This window comes from Labrenzia sp. R5_0 (assembly GCF_017743835.1).
GTDB classification, from domain to species: Bacteria; Pseudomonadota; Alphaproteobacteria; order Rhizobiales; family Stappiaceae; genus Roseibium; species Roseibium algicola.
In genome coordinates this window covers 311,152-329,795 of the sequence record NZ_JAGHRK010000002.1, presented here as the reverse complement: position 1 = coordinate 329,795, position 18,644 = coordinate 311,152, and the positions used below count along the sequence as shown (strand labels likewise).

At 59.7% G+C, this 18,644-nt stretch carries 15 protein-coding genes; 5 read left to right on the top strand and 10 right to left on the bottom strand.

Going from position 1 to position 18,644, the window contains the following annotated elements; translation table 11 throughout:
* Positions 1-13: 13 nt before the first annotated feature.
* Positions 14-1,219 (bottom strand): hypothetical protein, encoded by a 1,206-nt coding sequence (locus J7447_RS10350; protein ID WP_055655151.1) that lies wholly within the window; start codon positions 1,217-1,219, stop codon positions 14-16.
* A gap of 350 nt (positions 1,220-1,569) precedes the next feature.
* On the opposite strand from J7447_RS10350, the gene J7447_RS10345 reads away from it, so the two are divergent.
* Positions 1,570-3,996 (top strand): DUF3772 domain-containing protein, encoded by a 2,427-nt coding sequence (locus tag J7447_RS10345; RefSeq protein ID WP_209169554.1) that lies wholly within the window; start codon positions 1,570-1,572, stop codon positions 3,994-3,996.
* Between the two features lie 84 nt (positions 3,997-4,080).
* Here the strand turns inward: J7447_RS10345 and J7447_RS10340 are convergent, their stop codons facing one another.
* Together J7447_RS10340 and J7447_RS10335 are read right to left on the bottom strand one after the other, a co-directional pair.
* The gene (locus tag J7447_RS10340) at positions 4,081-5,013 is read right to left on the bottom strand and encodes a pseudouridine-5'-phosphate glycosidase (protein WP_353653771.1); all 933 of its coding nucleotides are present in this window, start codon (positions 5,011-5,013) and stop codon (positions 4,081-4,083) included.
* Between the two features lie 105 nt (positions 5,014-5,118).
* Positions 5,119-6,042: a PfkB family carbohydrate kinase gene (locus tag J7447_RS10335; RefSeq protein ID WP_209169553.1), complete on the bottom strand. Its 924-nt coding sequence runs from the start codon at positions 6,040-6,042 to the stop codon at positions 5,119-5,121.
* A gap of 339 nt (positions 6,043-6,381) precedes the next feature.
* Between J7447_RS10335 and recA the strand changes: the two genes are divergently transcribed.
* Together recA and alaS are read left to right on the top strand one after the other, a co-directional pair.
* Complete coding sequence (gene recA, locus J7447_RS10330; protein WP_209169552.1) at positions 6,382-7,455, top strand: recombinase RecA; 1,074 nt, start codon at positions 6,382-6,384, stop codon at positions 7,453-7,455.
* A 353-nt stretch (positions 7,456-7,808) separates the two neighbouring features.
* Complete coding sequence (gene alaS / locus J7447_RS10325; protein WP_209169551.1) at positions 7,809-10,466, top strand: alanine--tRNA ligase; 2,658 nt, start codon at positions 7,809-7,811, stop codon at positions 10,464-10,466.
* Positions 10,467-10,768: 302 nt separating this feature from the next.
* Here the strand turns inward: alaS and J7447_RS31285 are convergent, their stop codons facing one another.
* A complete protein-coding gene (locus tag J7447_RS31285) occupies positions 10,769-10,894 on the bottom strand; it encodes a hypothetical protein (RefSeq protein WP_023000808.1) in 126 nt (41 codons plus the stop codon).
* Positions 10,895-11,084: 190 nt separating this feature from the next.
* Here J7447_RS31285 and J7447_RS10320 point away from each other — a divergent pair, with 190 nt between their 5' ends.
* Entirely contained in the window at positions 11,085-12,416 is a 1,332-nt protein-coding gene (locus J7447_RS10320) for a cyclic nucleotide-gated ion channel (protein WP_208993906.1), read from the top strand.
* Positions 12,417-12,433: 17 nt separating this feature from the next.
* Here J7447_RS10320 and J7447_RS10315 read toward each other — a convergent pair whose 3' ends face one another.
* The 6 genes from J7447_RS10315 to J7447_RS10290 form a co-directional block, all read right to left on the bottom strand.
* Entirely contained in the window at positions 12,434-12,871 is a 438-nt protein-coding gene (locus J7447_RS10315; protein WP_209169550.1) for a hypothetical protein, read from the bottom strand.
* 148 nt (positions 12,872-13,019) lie between these two features.
* Positions 13,020-13,652, bottom strand: coding sequence for a glutathione S-transferase family protein (locus tag J7447_RS10310; protein ID WP_209169549.1), 633 nt, complete (start codon positions 13,650-13,652; stop codon positions 13,020-13,022).
* Positions 13,649-14,455 (bottom strand): ABC transporter permease, encoded by an 807-nt coding sequence (locus J7447_RS10305; protein ID WP_023000812.1) that lies wholly within the window; start codon positions 14,453-14,455, stop codon positions 13,649-13,651. Before J7447_RS10305 ends, J7447_RS10310 begins: the two co-directional genes overlap by 4 nt.
* Complete coding sequence (locus J7447_RS10300; RefSeq protein WP_353653770.1) at positions 14,452-15,060, bottom strand: ABC transporter ATP-binding protein; 609 nt, start codon at positions 15,058-15,060, stop codon at positions 14,452-14,454. Before J7447_RS10300 ends, J7447_RS10305 begins: the two co-directional genes overlap by 4 nt.
* 142 nt (positions 15,061-15,202) lie before the next feature.
* On the bottom strand, positions 15,203-16,420 hold the full coding sequence (locus tag J7447_RS10295; RefSeq protein ID WP_209169548.1) for an NADP-dependent isocitrate dehydrogenase: 1,218 nt from the start codon (positions 16,418-16,420) through the stop codon (positions 15,203-15,205).
* Between the two features lie 223 nt (positions 16,421-16,643).
* Positions 16,644-17,084 (bottom strand): Rrf2 family transcriptional regulator, encoded by a 441-nt coding sequence (locus tag J7447_RS10290; RefSeq protein WP_209169547.1) that lies wholly within the window; start codon positions 17,082-17,084, stop codon positions 16,644-16,646.
* 131 nt (positions 17,085-17,215) lie between these two features.
* Between J7447_RS10290 and J7447_RS10285 the strand changes: the two genes are divergently transcribed.
* Positions 17,216-18,637: an MFS transporter gene (locus J7447_RS10285; protein ID WP_209169546.1), complete on the top strand. Its 1,422-nt coding sequence runs from the start codon at positions 17,216-17,218 to the stop codon at positions 18,635-18,637.
* Positions 18,638-18,644: the final 7 nt, after the last annotated feature.

Here is an 18,644-nt window from a genome sequence, read left to right as displayed (position 1 = left end):
GATTATCGTCAGATCAAAGGGCCTTGCCCTGGGCGGTCAGCTTGGCAAGCCGCCGCTTGCCGTCTTCCACGGCGTTGCGGATTTCCTCGGAATTCTTGGTCGACATCTCGCGCATTTCGTCGATGATTTCACGCGACTGCACCTGGAAATTGACGACGGAGTCGACAAGCTTCTTCACCGAGGCTGCGGCAACGGTCGGTCCATAGCCGGCTTCGAGCGCCTTTTTCTGCACTTCGTCGCCGATGTCCGCCAGCGTTTCCAGGCTCTTGTTGATACCGTCCTTCATGGCGTTCAGCGTCTCGGTGCTTTCGTGCAGGCCCTGCAGGCCGGTGAACGAGGCGTTGAGTGCGGTGAGAACGGATTCGTTGGTGGAGAAGAAACTGACCGACTGGGCGTAAACGCGCTCCTTGGCGTTGGTCGTCTGGACCAGGCGCGCCATGATGACTTCTGAGGTGTTGTAGCCGATCGTCAGGTTGTCGGAGAGGTCCTTGGCGATCTGATACCGCTTTTCCTCGTCCTGCATTTCACGCAGCTTCTCGTCGCGTGCCAGTTCAAGGCGAGCCTTCTGCGCCGGGTCGTCACCGGTGTAGGCTTCGACTTCGCCGGAGGCAGCTTCAAGGGCACCCTTGGCAGCGTCCAGTTTGCCGGTTGCGATATTCAGCAGTTCCAGTGCGGTGACTTCCGCCTGCTTCAAGGCACCGCGGAAATCGCGATAGGCTTCCAGAATGGTCTGTTCCCGCTCGATCTGGTCCTTGGTTGCCTTTGCAACGTCCTTGTAGGTACCCCGGATATCATCGAAACGATCGGAAATGGTCCCGCGGCGGAAGTCGCGCCACTTGTTGGACAGGTTTTCGGTGAAGGAGATCTTGCCATCGGCCAGCTGATCGACCAGCGCCTTCGCGTCATCACGGATGGAATTGAATGCCTCGGTGATCTGCTCGTAGCGTTCGCCGATATCCATCTGCTGAACCTGCGAGCGAACAACCTCGTTGAAATTGGAAGCCTGGGCCAGGGTCCGGGTGATGATCAGCACCTTGTCGGGAGAAAGGTCGGTAATCTGTTCCAGAAGGGCGTTGATCGGTGCGTCCTGCTCGCTTTCCGGCGTGATGCCGATGTCGCGGAGGGTCGACAGCGCACGGTCGAGGTACTGAAGCGGGGAAAAGCTTCCTGCCGGAGCCGTTGCAGTCTGCGGGTTTTCTGGGGTTGCCGCGTCTGTCATGTCTGACCTCCTTGAAGGACGCGGCTTGTTTTCAGGTATTTTGCCGCAACGTCCTGTTAACGTCATAATTTCGCATGTTAGGGCAGGCTTACGCCGCTCTGTCAACGGCTTGGCATGCATTTCGGGCCAAAGCCGGGCAGCCTTAAAACCTGCCAGAGCCTTTCCTTAGGCCCGTTTTGCGACAAATGTGTTTCCATGGTGAAAGATCTGCCGAAATTCGCAAATAAGCTGATTGTTCGAATCGGACCGCGGATGGATGCATATGCCTTGAAGCCCACCTGGCTTCCCTGGCGAAGCAATCGGCCTGCGAACCGGACTCGGGGCCTTGTCCCAAAAGTGATGGCGTCTTCATGAAGTTTCTCAAATGTATCCTGCTGGTTCTGGCCTTATCCATCACTTTTTCCGGTGGCATGCCGGCCGGAACGCTGCTTGCACAGGAGGCCGGGCAGGCTCCGGCTGAGCCCCTCGCGCGGTCGGCCGAATTGTTCAGCCGGGCGGCAACGGCGCTGGAAGAAAGAAGCATTTCTCCCAAGACCCTCGATCAGCTCCGGTCTCAGCTCGTTGAGGTTCGGGACGCCAGCGCGGAGATCATAGATCGCGGGAACATTCGGGCGAGCGCCCTGGAAGCCCAGCTGAACAGCCTCGGTGCACCGCCTGCAGACGGGCAGAAGGAAGCTGAAGAAGTTGCTGCAAGACGTCTTGAGCTTACCAATGCGCTGGCGGCCGCAAATGCACCGGTCCGTGTGGCCGGCGAAATCAACAATCAGGCTATCTTCTACATTCGCCAGGTCGACAGGCAGCTTCGTGCGCGGCAATTTTCAACGCTGTTGGACAGGTATCCTTCGCCGCTTGCGCCGTCGACCTGGGCCGCGGGCTTTCAGGAGATAGGGGAATTCATAAAGCGGTTCGAACGCGGTGTGCAGAACGAGCTGGCCCGCCCAAGCGTCTCGAAGAAACTGCATGAGACAGTGCCACTTTCCCTCGGTCTGGCTATTTTCGGGATATTATTCCTGACGGTTCTGCAGCATCCGATTTCACGGGCTTTGAAGGTCTATTGCGAAAAGCCGGCCACTGGTGCAAAGGCGTTGATGCTGGCGGTGCTCTACAATGCCAGCTTTATCGTGCTTCCGACCATTGGTGCCGTCGCCCTGGTCTCCATATTTCCCATTCTCGATATCTATCCGAACTCGGTTCGCACGGCGGTTATCGCTGTGCCGGTGATGGCTCTCGTGATGATCATAGCGAACTGGCTGGGGCACACGATTTTTGCCCCCGGGCAGGATCGCTGGCGTCTGCTGGAGCTGGGGGACAGGGAAGCAAAGCTCGGGTTGCGTCTCTGCCAGGGGCTGGGCGTCTTCATGGCCCTTGAAGTGGCGGTCGAGGCATTCGAACTCGATAACGCTTTCGGTACGGCAGCGATTTCGGTGCTTTCTGCTCCCCCCATTGCGATGGCGGCGGTACTGCTTTGGTCTCTGGCCAGCGTCATCAGGTCCAACAAGTCCGTGGAAAGCAATGCCGAGGAGAGCGAGCAGTCCGCGGAAGAGCCCGAAGAGGCAACAGTAAAGCCGCAGGAATCCGGCTTTCTGCTTTTCTTGTCGCTGCTCATGAAAACTTCCGCTGTTCTTGCCGTCTGCGTAACGCTGGTCGGTTATGTCCAGCTTGCCCGGGTGGCGATCCTGCCGGTGATCATGACGGTTGCGCAGCTTGGTTTCGGCTTCATGCTTTACCATCTCGTGCTCGTTGTCGTGAAAACGGCTATCGGCAAGCGGGAAGACGAACCTGCTCCGGTCCTCGTTGCCTTTGGGTTGATCTGTGTTCTGACACTGATTTTCGCGCCCCTGATCGCCATGACCTGGGGCGCACGCGGAACGGATATCGTCGAGGTCTGGTATCTGCTCACGAACGGCGTGCAACTGGGCGACATTCACCTTTCGCTGGACTCCTTCATCGTCCTGGTTGCCATTTTCGGCATTGGCGTTGTCGTAACGCGCTGGCTGCAGAACCTGCTGAAGGCGACCGTACTGCCGCAGACGCGGATGGACAGCGGTGCGCAGAACGCCGTCGTCACCGGCACAGGCTATGTCGGGCTCACGCTGGCGTCGCTGATTGCGATTTCCACCGCCGGACTCAACCTGTCCAGTCTTGCAGTCGTCGCCGGTGCGCTATCGGTCGGTATCGGTTTTGGTCTCCAGACCATCGTGTCCAACTTTGTCTCCGGCGTCATTCTGCTGATTGAACGGCCTATCAAGGAAGGCGACTGGATCGAGGTCTCCGGACAATCCGGCTATGTCCGCAAGATCTCTGTCCGTTCAACGCGCATCGAAACCTTCGACCGGCATGACGTCATCATTCCGAATTCGGACCTGATTGCCGGCACGGTCAAGAACATGACGCTGACCAACAAGTCGGGCCGGCTCATCCTGCCGGTTGGCGTTGCTTATGGCAGTGATCTGGAAAAGGTAAAATCCATCCTGTTCGATGCGGCACGCGGACACAACACCATCGCACGTTATCCGACGCCGCAGGTTCTCTTCATCGGGCTGGGCGACAGCTCGCTGAATTTCGAACTGAGATGTTTCCTGAAAGACATCGGCAATGTGATGATTACCAAGTCGGACCTTTACTTCACGGTCTACAACGAGCTTGGCAAGGCGGGTATCGAGATACCGTTCCCGCAGCGTGACCTGCATTTCAAGGATATCGACCGGTTGGCGGCGGCACTTGAGCGCCGTCAGGCGCCGGAAGTGCCTCAACCGGTGGAAGACAAACCGTCCTGACAAGTCTGCCGGGCTTTCACTTCAAACGGATTGAAAGCCCGGCAGATTTTTTGGGTCCAGTTGGTTTCTCGAGAAACCGTGCCGTCAGACCAGTTCAGCAGCAATACGTGCGGCCAGGCGGGCATTGTTGCGCACCAGCGCAATGTTGGTGTCGAGGCTGCGGCCACCGGTCAACTCCAGGATGGCGCCGAGAACGAACGGGGTCACGTCCTTGCCGCGAACACCCTTTGCAGTGGCATCCGCAATGGCGGCATCGATATAATCGGTCATTTCATCCCGCGGGATCTGGTCGGCTTCCGGTACCGGGTTGGCGATCAGGACACCGCCATGATCCGGGAAACGGGACCGCATCTTCAGGAGCGAACCGATTTCGGCGGCCGAATTCAGGGAGTAGGGGGCCTTGAGACCACTGGCCCGCGACCAGAATGCCGGCAGGTCTTCCGTGCCGAAAGCAATGACGGGAACGCCCTTGGTTTCCAGAACTTCCAGGGTCTTGGGAATGTCGAGCAATGCCTTGGCACCGGCGGACACCACACAGACCGGCGTGCGGCCAAGCTCATCCAGGTCGGCGGAAATGTCGAAGCTGTCTTCCGCACCCTTGTGAACGCCGCCGATGCCGCCCGTGGCAAAGACCTTCAGGCCCGCCGCATGCGCTGCCATCATCGTGGCGGCGACGGTTGTCGCGCCGTAGCGTCCGGTGGCAAGTGCGAAGGTCAGGTCGGCACGTGAACACTTCATCACGTCCTTGGCCTGTGCCAGGCGGTCGAGATCCTCATCGGAAAGGCCCACCATGATCTTGCCGTCCATCAGCGCGATGGTGGCCGGAACGGCGCCTTCCGCGCGAATATCGGCTTCCACCTCACGGGCGGTCTCAACGTTCTTCGGAAAAGGCATGCCATGTGTGATGATGGTCGATTCCAGCGCAACGACCGGCTTGCCGTTCGCAAGTGCCTCGCGCACTTCATCGCTGTAAACGATCAGATCCTTGATGGCGGAGGGCGTTGTCGGAGTGGTCACGGCGTGTGCCTTTCTGTTTTCGTCCGGCAGCTCGGGCCGGGTCAATTCTGCGGGTCTTATAGGCGCAAGGCGGAGCAGCGCCAAGATTGGAATTTGTCCATATGGTCAAAAGTTGGCGAGAGCATCCCAGGAGAGCTCTTCCGCGAGAGCGCCAGTGCTGCGCAAGGTCAGGGCCGCAGCTGCAAGGCCAAAAGGGACTGCTTGCGTCAGGCCATAGCCTCTGGCGAGCGCCGCGACCGTTCCGGCGCTTAATGCATCGCCTGCTCCGGTGACATCGACGATATCTGTTTGAAGCGGTGCGAACCGGTGAAGTTTCTCGCTTTCGAGCACCAGCACATCAGATGCTGCACTGGTCAGGACAAAACTCTTGAGACCGGTCTGCGACAAGGCCGCCGCCAGGTCTTCGGAAGACGTGCCGCGGGAAAGCCCGGTAAGCGTGACCGCTTCGCCGCGGTTCAACATCAGGCAATCCAGTTTGCCGAGAACCCCACGCAGCCGGACTGCCTTGGCATCCGAAACGGCATTGGCAACAAGACGCCCGGGCAAGGCACGACCCGTCAGCCGGACCAGCATTGCAGCGGGCAGGTTGGCATCCAGAAACCAGATCGTATCGTCCGTCGCGTTTGCTGCAAGATCCGCAACGATACCGTCGAAGAGATCCTCGGGGGCTTCGGACAGAACACGGTCGTCAACGCAGGCGGCTGCAAGATCACCTGCCGGATTATGCAGTGCGAGGTACTGGCCCGTTGCGAAACCTTTCCGGGCCTTCACATGCAGCTCGAGCCCTTCCTGGCTGAGCTGGCGGGAAAGCATGTCTGCAGCGCCGTCTTCTCCAACCGCTCCCACAAGGCGTGTTCCAACCCCGAGCCGAACCAGCGCACGTGCAATGTTCGTGGCAACGCCGCCAGGCTTTGCGTTCAGCCTCGATGGGGTCGAGGTCTCGGGGCGGATCGGCTCGCTGGCATGGGCGATCGTATCGTAATGGATCGCACCGATTGCGATGACGGGGGAGGAGATGGCTGAAGTCACGTTCTGGACTGTCTCATGAAAAGCCGGGATCAAAACAGAAGCGTTCGATGCGCCGGTACTGGCAACCGTTGAAGAGGCGGGCTAGCAGATTAAGGCCGGGGCGGCAACTGGCGGCAGGCAAGCGCCGGTGATTCTGCACGATCGCGGAATCACGGGATGTTCCGATCAATAGATTACGCAAGGTAAGTTCTAAAATCGATAAGTGAGAACATATTGGAAACAAACAGCCATTTTCATTTTAATACCAATCGGTTTTGCCGGCTTGTCAAATGAGAACAAAATGTGTACAAAGGCTCTCATTGAAACGGCGCGTCCATCGTGGAATAAGGAGCGTAAGCCATGTCGCAAAGTACACTTCGTCTCGTAGAAAGCAGCCAGATGGATAAGACAAAAGCGCTGGACGCAGCGCTCAGCCAAATCGAACGCGCCTTCGGCAAAGGTTCCATCATGAAGATGGGGCAGGGCCAGGTGGTTGAGGTGCAAGCCGTCTCGACCGGGTCACTCGGACTTGATATCGCGCTCGGGATCGGCGGTCTGCCGCGCGGCCGTATCGTCGAGATCTACGGGCCTGAGTCTTCAGGTAAAACCACGCTTGCCCTGCATGCGGTTGCCGAAGCCCAGAAGACCGGTGGTATCTGCGCCTTTGTCGATGCGGAGCACGCGCTGGATCCGATCTATGCACGCAAGCTTGGCGTCGATATCGACAATCTGCTGATCTCCCAGCCGGACGCTGGTGAACAGGCACTTGAAATTGCCGACACACTGGTGCGCTCCGGCGCCATTGATGTTCTGGTCATCGACTCGGTCGCCGCGCTGACGCCGAAGGCCGAACTCGAAGGCGAGATGGGCGACAGTCTGCCGGGCATGCAGGCCCGTCTGATGAGCCAGGCTCTTCGCAAGCTGACCGCGTCGATTTCCAAGTCGAAGTGCATGGTGATCTTCATCAACCAGATCCGCATGAAGATCGGCGTGATGTTCGGCTCTCCGGAAACCACGACAGGTGGCAACGCGCTGAAATTCTACGCGTCCGTCCGTCTGGATATCCGCCGTATCGGTGCGATCAAGGACCGGGACGAAGTCGTCGGCAACCAGACCCGCGTGAAAGTCGTCAAGAACAAGCTTGCGCCTCCTTTCCGTCAGGTGGAATTCGACATCGTCTATGGTGAAGGCGTGTCCAAGACCGGCGAACTCATCGACCTTGGCGTCAAGGGCAACATCGTTGAAAAGTCGGGTGCCTGGTTCTCCTACAATAGCCAGCGTCTTGGCCAGGGCCGGGAAAACGCAAAGCAGTTTCTGAAGGACAATCCGGAAATTGCCGATGAAATCGAACTGGCGATCCGCCAGAACGCCGGCCTGATCGCCGATGCGATCATCGATCCGGACGGCGGAGCGGAAGACGAAGCAGAGGACTGATCCTCAGCTTCCGGTCTCCGTCTGCAAGAGCTCCGGACGTTTGTCCGGTCTTCCAAGGGCCTCCTTCCGCACTCCGGAAGGGGGCCTTTTGCTTTTCGGGACCCGCAACGGAGCGAAATTGGAAGAGGTCAGATCCCGTTGGAGCGGTTGTCCTGCGCATGAGGGCAGCCTTCATTCCGGAAATCGCCTGTTTCCCGGCAGCTTTCCGTTAGGTCGGACCCGTGCAACCGCTGGACAGGGTTGGAGGTGAAAGTTAAAAGGCTGTTCCGGCGCGGATCGGCGACCCAGATCCAGCGCCTTCAAGATTTTCAACAGGCCCTCATATGCGGGGCTGTGACCGATGCGAGATCCGAATGACCGGCGTAAATGAAATCCGCTCTGCCTTTCTGGACTATTTCAAGACAAACGGCCACGAAGTGGTCGAGTCCGGGCCGCTGGTGCCGCGTAACGATCCGACCCTGATGTTTGCGAACGCGGGCATGAACCAGTTCAAGAACGTGTTCACCGGTCTGGAAAAGCGCGACTATTCCCGTGCGGTCACGGCGCAGAAATGCGTTCGCGCCGGCGGCAAGCACAACGACCTGGACAACGTCGGTTACACCGCACGCCACCACACCTTCTTCGAGATGCTGGGCAACTTCTCCTTTGGTGACTATTTCAAGGACCAGGCGATCGAACTGGCCTGGAACCTCGTCAACAAGGAATTCGGCCTGCCGAAGGACAAGCTGCTGGTAACCGTCTTTGCCGAAGACGATCAGGCGTTCGATCTTTGGAAGAAGATCGCAGGTCTCAGCGAAGACCGGATCATCCGCATCGCGACGTCGGACAATTTCTGGTCCATGGGCGATACCGGCCCGTGCGGCCCCTGTTCTGAAATCTTCTACGACCATGGCGACCACATCTGGGGCGGCCCTCCGGGTTCTGCGGAAGAAGATGGCGACCGGTTCATCGAGATCTGGAATCTCGTCTTCATGCAGTACGAACAGACGCCGGAAAAGCGTCTCGACCTGCCGCGTCCGTCCATCGACACCGGCATGGGCATCGAGCGTATCGCCGCTGTCATGCAGGGCGTTCACAACAACTACGACATCGACCTCTTCAAGGCGCTGATTGCGGCGTCCGTCAACGCCACGGGTGTGGAAGCAGAAGGCGACGCCACCGGCAGCCACCGCGTGATTGCCGACCATTTGCGGTCCACGAGCTTCCTGATTGCCGATGGCGTACTACCGTCCAACGAAGGGCGCGGTTATGTACTGCGCCGGATCATGCGCCGCGGCATGCGCCACGCCCATCTTCTTGGGGCGAGCGAACCGCTGATGCACAAGCTGGTTCCGGCGCTGGTGCGTGAAATGGGCCGTGCCTATCCGGAGCTGAGCCGCGCTGAAGATCTGATCACCGAAACGCTGAAGCTGGAAGAAACGCGTTTCCGCAAGACGCTGGAGCGTGGCCTCGGCCTGCTCGATACCGCAACCGAAGGCCTTGAGGCTGGGGGGCGTCTGGATGGGGAAACCGCGTTCAAGCTTTATGATACCTACGGCTTCCCGCTGGATCTGACCCAGGACGCGCTCAGAACGCGCGACATTTCCGTTGATACGGATGGCTTCGATGCTGCAATGGAGCGCCAGAAAGCGGAAGCCCGTGCGGCCTGGTCAGGGTCTGGCAGCGCCGCGACGGAAGCAGTCTGGTTCGCACTGAAGGAAAAGCACGGTGCCACGGACTTCCTCGGCTATGAGACCGAGACGGCCGAAGGCGTCGTTGCCGGTCTTGCTGCTGACGACAAGGAAGTTGCCAAACTGTCCGCAGGTGAAAGCGGTTTCGTGGTTCTCAACCAGACGCCGTTTTACGGCGAAAGCGGCGGCCAGGTGGGCGACACTGGCTGGATGCTGGCCAATGGCGTCAAGGTTGCCGTGACCAATACGCAGAAGAAGGCCGAAGGGCTCTTCGTTCATTCGGTCGCCGTGGAAGAAGGCGAGCTGGTTCCGGGCCTTGCCCTGGAACTGAAGGTCGACCATTCCCGTCGCAAGTCGATCCGGTCCAACCACTCGGCGACGCACCTTGTGCATGAGGCCTTGCGCGAGGTCCTTGGCAATCACGTCGCTCAGAAGGGCTCGCTGGTGACGCCGGAGCGCCTGCGGTTCGACTTCTCGCATCCCAAGCCGGTGAGCGATGAGGAACTGGCAACGGTCGAGAGCTTTGCCAACGAGATCGTGCTGCAGAACGCGCCCGTCGATACCCGCCTGATGGCGGTCGACGACGCAATTGAAGCTGGCGCCATGGCTCTGTTCGGCGAAAAATATGGTGATGAGGTTCGCGTCGTTTCCATGGGGACTGCTCTCCATGGCCCCAAGCAAGGCAAGCCTTATTCGCTTGAACTGTGCGGCGGTACACATGTGAAACGTACCGGCGATATCGGTCTGGTGACACTGGTTTCGGAAGGTGCGGTTGCTGCCGGTGTTCGCCGGATCGAGGCGCTGACCGGCGCAGAAGCCCGTGAATATCTGGATGCCCAGGACAAGCGCATGCGCGAACTGGCCAGCCTGCTGAAGATCAGCGCCGATGATGTTCCGGCTCGCGTGGCCCAGCTGGTTGAAGATCGCAAGAAGCTGGAGCGCGAACTGGTGGACGCCAAGAAGAAGCTCGCCATGGGCGGTGGAGCGGAAGGCGGCACGCCGGTGAAGGACGCCGGCGCGTTCAAGCTGATGGCGCGTATCGTCGAGGGGATCAACCCGAAGGATCTGAAAGGCATGGCCGACGAGGCCAAAACCCAGCTCGGGTCCGGCGTGGTCGTTCTGATCAGCGTTGCCGAAGACGACAAGGCTGCCATCGTGACTGCCGTCACGCAGGATCTGACCGACAAGGTCAGCGCCGTGGATCTGGTGCGGATCGGTTCGGAAGCGCTCGGCGGCCGCGGTGGTGGCGGTCGGCCTGATATGGCGCAGGCCGGTGGACCGGATGGTTCCAAGGCCGACGCAGCCGTTGCCGCAATCGAGGCACACCTCACGGGGCTCTGATGGTCCTTCCGGCAGTCAAAATTGAAAAGGGCGGTCCCATCAGGGCCGCCCTTGTTCGTTTAAGGCGCTCGGTCACTTCTCGGGGAGAAATTACGCGAGCCCCTCCTTGGTCATCCCGGACGCAGTAAAGCGAAGATCCGGGATCGGGGAGCCCTATTGCTCTCGGCATGGCCTCTTGAGGTCCTGCAAGGCTTATCGCTCCCCGGTCCCGGCTCGCGCTTCGCTTGGCCGGGATGACGACGGAGGGGGGCGTCGTTTGAGGTGGTCTGGTCAGGTCTACCTCCGGTGGCCTGCCGGTTGGTTCAGTTCAGCAAAGCAGTCACTGCCAGCGCGGCTGCTGCGAAGAACGTCGAGACCAGCAACATTTTCAGCACGATATGGTGAGGCGTGGTTTCTGCGGCGCGAACCTTGTCGGTGTCTATGGTCATGGTGTCCTCCTTCAGTTCGTTGGCTATTCATGGAGATGGGGCCTGCGACAAAATTGCCCAATCACGTTCCGCTCACCCCTATGCACAGCTTCGTGCGGCATGGTGAGGGCTGTCCGCGTGGAGAGCTTTGTCGTAGCCTGTCTTTCGGCTATTCATGAAAACGCGAGCAAAATCAGAAACGGGGGGCTCGGTGTCCGGCCACGAATTCAAACGGGCGCTCTATGAGGTGCTTGAGGACACGGGCAAACGCCGCATCGGCGCGCGCGTGCTGCGGAACTTCCTGATCGTCCTCATTCTGATCAACATCGCGCTTGCGGTGCTGGAAACCGTGCCGGAAATCCGCGACATCCTGAGCACGCACCTGCGTCTGATCCAGTTGGGCAGCGGACTTGTCTTTCTGGCCGAATACGTCATGCGTCTTTACGTGGCCGATCTCCATCCGCCGCTGCGCCGTTACGGGCCGGTGTTTTCCAGGCTGCGCTATGCGATGCAGCCGGACGCGATCATCGATCTGATCGGGGCCCTGCCGCTGTTGTTCGTGGTGTTCCTGCCCAATCAGGCCGTCACGATGGTCGTTATCCTGAGGCTGCTTCGCTTCCTGAAGCTGGCCCGGTATTCACCGGCGTTGCGTTCGTTGATTTCCGCCGTCGGCAACGAGCGCAGGGCGCTGCTCGGATCGAGCATGATCATCTGCGGTGTGATCCTGATGGCTGCCACCTTGATGTATCTGATCGAGCATGACGACCAGCCGGAAAAGTTCCGCAGCATTCTGCACGGCATCTATTGGGCGATTACCACTGTGACGACCGTTGGCTATGGCGATGTCGTGCCGGTCACCAATCTCGGCAAGACGGTTGGGGGTATCGTCATGCTGATGGGCTACGGGCTGATAGCCTTGCCGGTCGGCATCATTGCTTCGGCCTTTGCCCGGGAAATCCATAGCCGGGATTTTGTCGTCACCTGGTCGATGGTGGCGCGCGTGCCTCTGTTCGAAGACCTGAAGGCGACGGAGATTGCCGAAGTTGCGAAGCTGCTGCAGTCGCTTCGCGTGCGCAAGGGCGGCACGATTGCCGAGCAGGGCGATGTTGCGGACAAGATGTATTTCATCGCCGACGGAGAAGTCGAAATCCGGCTGCAGCACGACACGGTCTATCTGGGAGAAGGCAGTTTCTTTGGCGAATTGGCGCTGATCAATCAGACACCCAGAACCGCGAAAGTGGTCGCTTACAAGGATTGCCAGCTTCTGGTGCTGGAAGCGGAAGCCCTCAAACACCTGATGGACAGGGATGAGGGGCTGGCCAAGAAGATCATGGATGAAGCGCGCGACCGTGTGGCGGCGGGAAAACGCGTGCTGGGCGAGCTGGCGGAAGAGGAACTTCAGCAGTCGGGCGTGTTTGCATCTTCAGAGAACACCGACCAGGAGCCGGAGCTTTTCCAGGGGGACGATTCCAAGGACGAAGCCGACTCTGAAGATGACATGATGGAGGAAGTTGCCGGAACGCAGAAGGATCCGGCAAAGTAGGCCAGTCAGAAAGGCGTTCAGTAGGGTGTCAGGCCGAGGGGTACCTGGGCGTAGAGCGGATCGCCCTGCCAGAAGACATCTGTCGGGCCGACGACAAAGTCGACCAGGTTCCATCGGTTGAACTGGTAACGCAGCAAGGCGAAGGTGACGAGGCCATCCATATAGTCCGCCTGCGAGGCGAAAGTCGTGCGGGACAGGTCAATGGCGCCACCACCTGGGCGCTGCGGTGAGACCTGGACGAAAGCCCAGCCATGGCCGGAACGCATCCAGTTGACCACGAACTCGACCGGCGGGCCCACCCTTGCCTCCATCATCGGACGCATTGCATCGAGTATGTCCTTGCGCTCGGCAGTGCCGCGGGAGGGCTCGTGGACGGTTTGTGCCGATGCTGTCAAACCGGCACACATCAGCAAAAGGCTGCTCAAGAAAACAATTGCAAGCTTTTGAAACCTCATCAAAAAATCCCTTTCTTCATAAAATGATTCAATGTTGTGCCTGCCTGAAGACAAATGGAACAACGGGCGTCGTGGAACGGCAAAAGACTAACATGTTTGCAATGGATCTGACCTGCGGAAAAGATAAAGGCCTGACGCGTAATCGCGCTCAACCAGGCAATCCGGTTTTTCTGAAACTGTCGCGTTCCTTGAACATCTGTAGCCATGAAGACAGCTTCGGCGCCGAACGCAGCAGCAGCCGGCCTTCTTCTGAAAGCTCGAAGAGAGCAAGCATCGGGGCCGCATGGCAGTCGGCAAGGGTGAGCTGATCCCCCATCAGGAATGGGCCTTCCGTCACAAGCGCTTCCAGTGTTTCGACGATCGTTCTTGCCCGGCCGAGCGCCGAGGCAATCTTGACTTCATCCGCGGGAGCGCCGCCAGAGGGCTTTGACACCCGTTCGACGAAGATGTCCCAGACGAGGGTCTTGTAGGCGTAATTGTCGAGGATGGAGAGAAGCTGAGCCATGCGCGCCCTCGGTTGCGGAGAGGCTGGCTGAAGCGGAGGGCCGTCGAAGGCTTCGTCGACGTAGCGCAGGATGGCCGCTGTTTCGAACAGGGTGAAGTCGCCATGCTTCAGTGTGGGGATCTTGCCGAAAGGCTGCAGCTCAAGATAGCTTTCCGGCGGTCCGCCCGGGGCAAACACATCGATCGGGACAAGCTCGTAGGCGATCCCCTTTTCGATAAGTGCCATTCGGGCCGAGCGCACATAGACCGAATAGTCCGCACCATAAAGTTCAATCATCGAGACCCTCCGTTCAAACGGTCGAGACGCAGCCTGTCACGGTTGTCGGTCAGGCGCCACACACTGGCGAAGGTAGCGCCAAGGACACCGAGGCCGGTAGCGCCGCCAAGCAGAAACATGATCATGAGCTGGTATTTGACTGCTTCGCGCGGATCGACCCCGGACAGGATCTGCCCTGTCATCATTCCGGGCAATGACACGACGCCTGTTGCCGCCATGGCGTTGATGATCGGCGTGAATCCTGACCGCAGTGCCTGACGGGAAAAGGGGCGCGTCGCTTCCCAGCGGGTGCGCCCCAGCAGCAACTGGGCTTCCACATCGCGCCGCCCGCGGGCAAGCGACGTGTGAAGCGTATCAAGGCCGAGGCTGACCCCGGTCATGGTGTTGCCGAGCACCATGCCGAAAAGCGGCAGCGCATATTGCGGCATCCAGACCGGGTCGGGGCGGATGAGCCCTGCCAGGGCGTAGATCGTGACGAGGGTGCCTGCGACCAGCATGACGGCGACGCCCAGCCCCGGGCCCCAGAGGCCAGCCAGGCGACGGTCCTGCCGCGCCCAGATTTCGCGCCCTGCAAAAGCCAGCATCACGGCAGCAGCCAGCAATGTCCACAACAGGGATCCGGCAAAGAAGATTGCCTTGAGGACAAGCCCAACCAGGATCAGCTGCACGCTCATTCTCAAGGCCGAGATGATGAGCGTGCGGGTGAGGCCGAGATCAAGCACGATCGAAAAAACCGCGTTCAATAGCAGGAACACCGAGGCAGCCACGAGGTCCCAATAGGTGAGGGCGAGATAACCGGTCACGCGGGCGCTCCCTGGCCAGCACCTACCGTCAGCTGGCCTTTGTCCATGACAAGCCGTCGTGCCCCGAGCCGTTCGGGCTGGCCGGGGTCGTGCGTGACGATCAGAAGAGCGCGATTGGCAGCAAGCTGGTGTTTCAGGAGAGTTTCGACCAGGTCAACGGAAGGCGGGTCCAACGCGGAGGTGGGTTCATCCAGGAGAAGAACCTGCGGTGCTGTCTGGAGAGCGCGCACAAGGGCAAGGCGTTGGCGCTCACCGGTGGAAAGCCGGGAGACCTCCCAGGCAAGCGCATCGGCAAGACCAACCTGGTGCAGCAGGTTGGGAAGGTCGGAAGTTTCGGCAAAATGATCCTGAACTCGGTCCGCCCACCAGCCGCTTTCGGCAGGCACGTAAGCCACCTTTCGGCGCCATTCAGGAGCCGGTATGGCTTCGCGCTCCGTGCCATCCAGGGCAACATGGCCGGTGCTTTCATCGAGATCGGCAATTGCTCTGAGAAACAGGGATTTGCCTGCGCCGGAGGGTCCTGAAATCGCAACGGCTTCACCCGCCAGCAAGGCAAGGTCCAGGGGGCCGATCAGAGGCGTCTTCAATTCGCGGATCGTCAACACCGTCCTCTCCTCTGGCTACCGGCCAGGTGAGCCTAGCGCGGGCCGGGAAGAGGGACAATCGGCAGGTTGTTGTTGGGCCGAAAAGCAAAACACCGCGGACAATGTCCGCGGTGTCGCTCCTTCGGCCTTCAAAGGCCAAGCTTTAGCGGGCGGCCATGGCCTTGGCCAGGTTCTCGTCGATCTTGTCCAGGAAACCGGTGGTGGTGAGCCAGGCCTGATCCGGACCGACGAGCAGGGCAAGGTCCTTCGTCATGTGGCCGGCTTCCACCGTGTCGATACAGACCTTTTCCAGCGTCTGGGCGAAACGGGCAAGCTCCTGGTTGTTGTCGAGCTTGGCCCTGTGCGCGAGCCCGCGGGTCCAGGCGAAGATCGAGGCGATGGAGTTGGTCGACGTGCTCTCGCCCTTCTGGTGCTGGCGATAGTGGCGGGTGACCGTGCCGTGGGCGGCTTCCGCTTCCACCGTCTTGCCGTCCGGTGTCATCAGGACGGACGTCATCAGGCCGAGCGAGCCGAACCCCTGGGCAACCGTGTCGGACTGGACGTCACCGTCGTAGTTCTTGCAGGCCCAGACGTACCCGCCGGACCATTTCAGCGCGGAGGCGACCATGTCGTCGATCAGCCGGTGTTCGTACCAGATGCCGGCTTCCGCGTACTGGTCCTTGAATTCGGCTTCGTAGATCTCCTGGAACAGGTCTTTGAAGCGGCCATCATAGGCTTTCAGGATCGTGTTCTTGGTGGAGAGGTAGCAGGGCACCTTCCTGTTGAGCGCGTAGTTCAGCGAAGCGCGGGCAAAATCGCGGATCGAGTCGTCGAGATTGTACATCGCCATCGCGACGCCGGCGGACGGCGCGTCATAGACTTCGTGTTCGATCACCTGGCCGTCTTCGCCGGTGAAGGTGATGGTCAGCTTGCCCTTGCCGGGGAAGCGGAAGTCGGTGGCGCGATACTGGTCGCCAAAGGCATGGCGGCCGACGATGATCGGCTGGGTCCAGCCCGGCACGAGGCGCGGCACGTTCTGCATGATGATCGGCTCACGGAAGATGACGCCGCCAAGGATGTTGCGGATCGTGCCGTTGGGCGAACGGTACATGCGCTTCAGGCCGAATTCCTCAACCCGCGCTTCATCCGGTGTGATCGTGGCGCATTTGACGCCGACGCCATGTTCCTTGATGGCGTTGGCCGCATCGACCGTGATCTGGTCGTCGGTCTCGTCGCGTTTCTGGATCGACAGATCGAAGTAGAGCAGGTCGATGTCGAGATAGGGGTGGATCAGCTTGTCCTTGATAAAGGCCCAGATGATCCGGGTCATCTCGTCGCCGTCGAGCTCGACGACCGGATTGTCGACTTTGATCTTTGCCATGGGACGCATTGCCTCGCGGGTCTGGAAAATGGGAAGGTGAAACGGAAATCTGAATGGTGCGAGTTGTACCTGATTTCTATTGTGTGCGCTTGTATACAATGTTGCGCCGCGAGGCAAGGGGGCTGTTCAGTTTGCCCCGGACCATGCCTCGAAGAAGGTTCTTTAGTGGAAGTCTTCACAGGTGTTCCGAAGATTGCCCAAGGTTTGCGGCTAAAATTCGGACCTAAGGTTTTTCCTGATGCTCCCGGATTTCCTGCGCATGCGGCCGTACCAGATCGGCCACCGTGACCTGCCCAAGCTTCTCCTGAAAAGTTTCGCGTGCCGCCTCCAGAGCGGCTGAAGTTGCCCGGTTGGCCGCCTGTTCCAGAAGGCAGGTGGGGGCGTCGGCGGATTGACCGACGGCAAAAAGCTGTGGTGAGCCAAGGGCGGCATAGACCTCGGCAAGCGAGATGCTGTCCAGGCTCTTGGCCAGCACCCAACCGCCGCCATGACCCTTGGTGGCCCCGACGAAACCCGCTTCCCGCAGCCCCGCCATGGTGCGCCGGACCAGGGAAGGGTTGGTGTTGAGCATCTTCCCGATCTGATCGGACGTCACCGGGTCTTCAGTCTGGTCCAGATGCAGGAGCACGTGAAGCACGCGCGGCAATCGGCTGTCGGTTCGCATGGAAATCTCCGTTTGAAAAACCTTATGCCGGATTCGATTACGTGACAATTCAAGGCACATGAGATTGACGTGTGTGAATATGTAACTTTATAAGTAACAAAATCGAGTTCACGCCTTGCCAGGAGTTCTGAATGTCCCTTTTGTTTGACGGTGCGACCAGGGAGAGGCGCAATCGCTGGGCGGCACTCGCGGCGCTCTACCTTGCCATGTTCATGAATATTCTCGATGTGTCGGTGGTCAATCTGGCGCTGCCGTCCATCCGCCAAGGGCTTGGTGCCAATGACACCCAGTTGGAATGGGTGCTGGTTGTCTATGTGCTGGCCTTTGCCGCCGGTTTGCTGCCTTTCGGCCGGTTTGGAGACGTGGTCGGCAGGGGGCGGGTCTTCCGCTGGGGTGTCGCCGGGTTTACCGCCAGTTCCCTGGCATGCGGCCTGGCCCCCGATATAGGCACCCTGATTACCGCCCGCGGCCTGCAGGGGCTTTGCGCGGCGATGATGGTGCCGCAGGTACTTGCCATTGTTCACGTGATCTTTCCGGCAGAAGAAAAAGGCAAGGCCATCGGCCTGTTCGGCTCCGTCAGCGCACTTGGGGCCGTGGCGGGGCCGTTGGTGGGCGGGGCAATTGTGGCGGCCGATATCTTCGGGCTGGGCTGGCGGCCGATCTTCCTGATCAATCTGCCTGTCGGGTTGATCTCGCTGGCCGGCGCTCTTCGCTTTCTGCCTCACCTTGAAACCGAAAGCCGGGTGATGCCGGACTGGTCCGGAACGTTTCTTTTTGCCCTCGCAGTGCTGGCGCTGGTGTTTCCGCTTGTGGAAGGCAGGCAATTCGGCTGGCCGTTCTGGTGTTTTGCCTTGATGGGGCTAAGCGCAGTTCTGGCTGTCCTGTTCTACCGGCTGCAGGTTCAGAAGGCGCGCCTCGGCCAGGCGCAGCTTCTGCCGGTGCTTCTGACAGGGGACCGCGTGTTTGTTGCGGGTGTCGCGTTTGTCGCGCTGTTCTTTTCCGGTCTTGCAGGCATGTTCTTCATGATGGCGCTCTTCCTGCAGGCAGGCCTTGGACTATCGCCCATGACAGCCGGGCTCATCCTGGCGCCACATCCGGTTGGTGTCATCCTTGCATCCGCGATGACAGGCCGCCTCGGAGCCCGCTATCAGGCGGCAAGGATCAGCCTTGCCATGCTGGCGGTCTTCTGCGGTCTAGTGGTGGTGCGCCTGCTTGTTTCCGATGGACTATCGGCAAGCCTGCTGGTGGTGCCATTCCTGATTGTCGGACTTGGTACCGGAACGATGATTCCAGCATTGTTCCAGCTCGTGTTGTCGCGGGTTTCCGGACCGGATGCCGGAGCGGGGTCCGGAGTTCTCCAGGCCTTCCAGCAGATCGGCATGGCGCTTGGCATCGCGGTGCAGGGCCAGATCTTCTTCCAGGTTCTGGCGGCTGGTCGTAGTGAGGCTCTGTACCGGGATGCTGCGGCTGCAGCGTTGCTCTATCCGGTGAGTTCGTGTTTCGCGCTTGCTGTGCTTGCCGTTGGTCTTGCCTGTAAATTCCGCTCTGGATGAACTGCGT